Raw genomic sequence first — 407 nt, 5'->3', positions numbered from 1 at the left:
ATGTACTCGTTTTGCTGCTCTTCCTCCATATCCCGCAAATCCTCAACATACAGTTCACTGCGCTTATTCCGGTACACAACCTGAAGCGGTTCATCCTTCCAGCCGCTGTAGAAGTTCGTGCGCAGTACCGTATGCCGCTGCACCAAGACATCCAGACTGGCCGCAAATGCAGCGATATTAAAATGCCCTCGCAGATCAAAGGAGGCCTGTTCAAAATACGCTCCCGATTGCGAATCCATCAGATTGTAAAAGAGCATCCCCTTTTGCATCGGCGTCAGTGCGTATACATTTTCCAGCTCACCAATATGTGCCGCCTGTTCCGCAATCTGTTCCAGCTCTCCAGTCGTTAAGCCTTTGAAGGATACATCACTTGGCGTCAGTTCCGGTTGTTCCTGAGCGGTGCAATG

At 50.4% G+C, this 407-nt stretch carries 1 protein-coding gene; it reads right to left on the bottom strand.

Annotated elements, in window-relative coordinates; genetic code table 11:
- Window positions 1–407 (bottom strand): condensation domain-containing protein (locus HFE01_RS26525; RefSeq protein ID WP_167438859.1); only part of this gene is annotated, 407 nt, incomplete at both ends.

This window comes from Paenibacillus sp. EKM10P, from assembly GCF_011800655.1.
GTDB classification, from domain to species: domain Bacteria; phylum Bacillota; class Bacilli; order Paenibacillales; family Paenibacillaceae; genus Paenibacillus; species Paenibacillus polymyxa.
Note: the sequence above shows the minus strand (reverse complement) of the source record. Positions and strands in the feature narration are given on the sequence as shown.